We start from the raw sequence: 4,389 nt of genomic DNA, 5'->3' as shown, positions 1-4,389 counted from the left end.
ATGACGTCAATGGTCAGCTGGATATCTGCAAAGGAGAGTTGGCCATGATTGGGGGCGATATCAAACTGGGTTTCACTGAACTGGGTGTTACGGGCCTCCGGTACCAACCGCTCCCCCGTGGTGAATAACGCTCTGATTGAGCGGGTCAGATCCATCAGTACATAGGTACTGTCTTCATCGGTTTTGATGACAATGCTGATATTCAGATTCATCTGCATCTTGACCCGACGCCCCTGCCGCTCCTGCTCCTGGAGTGATTCCAACTGAACCAGAATGGCAGGCTTGGGTAGTTCCTCATCCAACCCCAGTGCGGGGTAACCCAATAAAACGGTAGGAGTGACTTCCGTCAGGCGATAAACCAGCGCTTCAACAATTCTGGCTTCAGGACTCGATGTTGAAGGCATAGTTGAGCTCCTGCTCCATCAAGGTAGTGAACCGATCCAGAAGCACCGACTCCAGCTTATGTAATACGGCACTGGCTGAATCCCAGATACCAACTTCTTTCTTTTCCAACGGCAATCCCATCCACATCATACGACCCGATTTTTTGGAACGCTGGAATTTATGCTGCCAGGTGTCTTTCCGCTCAAACACCATGGAGTGAGTGGCGTTGACAGGGCGCATCAAAAAGGCACCCTCCCAAAAACGACGGCCGGTTCGGACGCCGCTTCTGGTCTGGATGGGATTGCCCAGATAATGCGCCGGTATATCCAAAGCCCCTATCCAGATGATCAGGCTGTAATTCTGCCCTGCCCGATCGCCAGGCTGATACAGAGATACTCTCACCCGCCCCAGGGATTTCAGCACTTTTTGAGAGATACTCTGCTGTCTGGCCAACTCACGCAATACGCGTCGTTCGGCAAACCGTGAGAGCTTGCGTAGTGATCGAGCAATCGCTTTGCTGACTTTCTCAGGCGCATGATCGAACTGTTCAATGAGTTCATCAATGGTACTGTCCAGCTCCAGATCAAGCTCCATGGAGCCCCCACCAGGTCAGCTGACCATCGTCTTTCAGTTTCCGGTCAACCGTCCATTGCTGATCTGCGGACTGGACTTCATCGCCACGCTGCAATTTGAGGCTCGCTGGCAACGTAATGGACGTGACCGTTTGCAAAACCGCTTCATACTGACCGGCAGGCACCAGCGCTTTGGAGATGATGCCCCGGGTTTCTGAGAAAAGAGAGGCTCCCCGAAAGACCATCACCGGCTGCCCAAAGGTAGCCAGCACCTGCCGGTTCAGTTCACTCAGTTCATCTTGCATTGAATCACCGCCCGAGGCTTCAGGCAGATCGGCAGCGGGTTGGACTGAGTGTGCAGCTGGACACCTTTATCAAAGTCGAGGATTTTCTGTTTGGCGTACCTCGGCAAGCCAATGGTGTTCACCGTTTCGATAAAGTCTGCTGGAGCAAACCAGGTGCGGAAGATACCGGTGCCCTCCGGAATAACATACGCCTCATCAGCCTTGATGAAGGGAACATTGCCCACCTGCCCCCGATACTCTTCCCAATCAATATCGCCGAAGCGGAACCCGGATTTGGGGTCATTGCGCAGTAAGGCACTGTCCTGGTAACGGTGGTAGGCATCCTTCACATAATCGTGACCAACCAGTGCATCGTAGAAGTCAGCACCGCAAAACGCTCTGAGCCCTGAATAAGGCTGAGCGCCCAGAGCCTGATCCACTTTCCGGCGCAGCTTCACACACTGAATGCGAACGTCAGTGGCTGCATCGCTGAACTTGAAGGTATGCGTCTGTTGGCTGACGCCAAACTCCTGAAACAGGTCATAAATCACGGATGAGCCATCAGAATCGAGAATCTGACCTTTGATGGCTCCCAGCCGCAAATGCTCCAGGGTCACCTCGTGGTTGGCATTCATCTCTGACAGCCGTTGATTGACTACCGTCCTCACCCCTTCCAGAGAACTCTCGGAGCCGAAGGCCCGAACATTCCGTACTTCATCCGCCACAATGGTGGAGTCATAAGGGATATGAGGAATGACAAAACTGCGCACCTTCCGCTTACCACCTTTGGCTTGAGGTGCTGGCGCTCCCCGCTCCGAGGTAGGCAACAGGATCAATTCCCCGTTACGAGACTCCACCATGGCGGTGGTGGTATTGATGCCGCTTTCGGTAAACAGACCGAGTTCACCAATGCGCCCCGGTTTGTAGGGCAGATCGTTTAACGTGGCCGTCAGGCTGGTCAGACTGAAGGCATCGTCATTAAAAATATCCAGCAGGCTCATGCGCGCTCTCCCTGTCGTAAAATAATATCCAGTGAGGCCAGCTCTTCGGTGGCCGTGACTTGTTGTTCTGCAGTGATGCCATCCGGCCAGACCAACAGGTCCTGATGCACCTCTGCCAGTCGGGCGATGATGACCGCTTCTCCACCGGTTGCATCAGTAGTGACGTGATCCCAGAGCACACCGGCGGCCATCTGCAATCCAGTGTCTGCCGCCGGGTCCAATGGTCCATAAACTGCGGTGGCCGTGTTTTTACCCAACACCGTGCCGGGCAGCAGCGTCAGATTCGCCGCCAGTTCAACCTTCTCCCGGCTGATGCTGTTGTTTCCTTCGGACACGATGAATTCACCAGTGTGCACCGGCTCTGTCATGACAGGCATGGTTTCAGTTCCTTTGAGATTAGGGGGTGAGGTTTTAGGCTACGGCCTGATTTCGCTTCTGATATACCGCCCGGGTATCAACAAGAGGCTTAATCGTTTGATTCTGCTGATTTGGAGTTAAGGTGTTATCCACTACGCCATCCTCCTTTGTCAGCAAATCAAACAATTCGGTTCTGACCTGCTCTGCCGACTTGCCTGACTGGATGAAGCCAGCGGCACGATCCGTGTTCTGGGCAGCAGCACACAGAGATTTAATGGTTTCACACTCGGAAAGACGGCGTTGAACGTCTTCGATCCCCTGATGAGTGCGGATAAAGTCTTCCGCCATTTCCGGATAACCGGCTTTATTACACAATGACATCACCGCCAATGCATGAGCCGACGTATTTTCATCTTCCGGCTCAGAAGGTGGAATGAACGGAGGAAGTAATGGCTTAGGCACATGGTTAAAGACACTGAGATCAAAGTGCGCTGCCAGTTGTACCGCTTCTTCCACCACATCCACCAGACCATGCCCTTCCGCTTCACTGGCCGTAAACCAGGTTTCCTCATTCATCAGGTTGATGATTTCACTGACCTGCAGCCCACAGTTGGCCGCATAGGTCTGGGCAATCACCTCGGTGGTTTTGTCCAGCATATCCGCCACTTTGCGCAGCTCTTCGGCATCACCGCCGACCCAGCCAAACGGGTTGTGAATCATCATCAGGGCATTGGCTGCCATATGGATGGTGTCCCCTGCCATGGCAATGACGCTGGCAATGCTGGCTGCCAGCCCTTCAATCCTTACATGGATATGTGCCTTGTGGTGACGCAGGGCGTTGTAGATGGCAATCCCATCAAACACAGAACCACCGGGGCTGTTGATGCGAACCGTAATCTCACTGGCATCAAGACCCTTCAGGTCATTCACCAATTGTCGTGCGGAAAGTCCTGCCCAGTCGCCGATCACATCATAAATCAGCAACTCTGCTGGCTGATTTTGGTTAGCCTGATTCTTCAGCGTGGTCGCTCCGGACTCCTGTCCTCCCGCGACACTCCTAATTCCCTTTAGTTCGTACCACGGCTTATTGTTCAGCGGTTTCTTGCTCATCCTTGTTTTCGTCCTTGTCAGTAGTGGAAGGATCCTTCGAAGACTGCCTGCCATCGCTGTCGTACTGAAGGGTCAGCTCATCGGCCCGACGATTATCTGCAGCGATTTCGTCATCAATCTGTTCGCTGTCATAGCCCTGTTCAGACACCACCTCAGAGCGGGACTTGAAGCCACTGCGTACAGCCAAGTTCTGGGCCTGCATATCCTGAACCGGATGCATATAGGGCCAGCCCTGGGGTATCCATTTCACCCGGCGATAATCGGCTTTGTTTTTGTGAAATCGGGGCGCATGGATAGCCCCGCTGAGTACGGCCATCTCCAGCCAGCGATTCCAGATCGGTCGACAGAACTGGAACACCAATTGATTGTGCTGAATTTGCTGAATGCGTCGGCGGAACTCATTCAGAACTACCCGTAATGCCCGGTCACTGACGCCTTTCATATCGCCGGACAGAATTTCATAAGGCAGCCCAATACCTGCTGCAACGGCCATTAATTGCTGACGGATAAAATCGGGATAATTGCTGGCGGCACCCGGTGGCGTATTGAAGGTAATCTCCTCCCCCGGCGAGAGTTCCTGCATCGTGCCAGGCTCCATTGCCACCATGGGCACACCTTGCAGATCATAAACAATAGGCCGACCGGTTAATGGATCCACCTTTTCACCATCCGGAGCGGGCT

The 4,389-nt window shown here is 53.5% G+C and carries 7 protein-coding genes; all 7 read right to left on the bottom strand.

The annotated features are described in order from the left end of the window. Positions 1-404: hypothetical protein (locus tag AK963_RS25905; RefSeq protein WP_139117668.1), on the bottom strand; the 404-nt coding region annotated here is incomplete at its 3' end. Next, entirely contained in the window at positions 382-978 is a 597-nt protein-coding gene (locus AK963_RS25900; protein ID WP_066018255.1) for a hypothetical protein, read from the bottom strand. The genes AK963_RS25900 and AK963_RS25905, both read right to left, overlap by 23 nt. Continuing rightward, positions 968-1,261 carry a hypothetical protein gene (locus tag AK963_RS25895; RefSeq protein ID WP_066018254.1) on the bottom strand — a complete coding sequence of 98 codons (294 nt, stop codon included), beginning with the start codon at positions 1,259-1,261 and terminating at the stop codon, positions 968-970. Before AK963_RS25895 ends, AK963_RS25900 begins: the two co-directional genes overlap by 11 nt. Then, positions 1,246-2,241, bottom strand: a complete 996-nt coding sequence (locus AK963_RS25890; protein ID WP_066018253.1) for a major capsid protein — start codon at positions 2,239-2,241, stop codon at positions 1,246-1,248. The genes AK963_RS25895 and AK963_RS25890 overlap by 16 nt, the downstream gene beginning before the upstream one ends. Continuing rightward, complete coding sequence (locus AK963_RS25885; RefSeq protein ID WP_066018252.1) at positions 2,238-2,618, bottom strand: head decoration protein; 381 nt, start codon at positions 2,616-2,618, stop codon at positions 2,238-2,240. Before AK963_RS25885 ends, AK963_RS25890 begins: the two co-directional genes overlap by 4 nt. Before the next feature lie 34 nt (positions 2,619-2,652). Continuing rightward, positions 2,653-3,708, bottom strand: coding sequence for a head maturation protease, ClpP-related (locus AK963_RS25880; protein ID WP_066018251.1), 1,056 nt, complete (start codon positions 3,706-3,708; stop codon positions 2,653-2,655). Continuing rightward, positions 3,683-4,389: phage portal protein (locus AK963_RS25875; protein ID WP_066018250.1), on the bottom strand; the 707-nt coding region annotated here is incomplete at its 5' end. The genes AK963_RS25875 and AK963_RS25880, both read right to left, overlap by 26 nt.

Origin of the sequence: Endozoicomonas atrinae (assembly GCF_001647025.1) — a bacterium.
Taxonomy (GTDB): Bacteria; Pseudomonadota; Gammaproteobacteria; order Pseudomonadales; family Endozoicomonadaceae; genus Endozoicomonas; species Endozoicomonas atrinae.
This window is presented reverse-complemented; position numbering and strand designations above follow the sequence as displayed.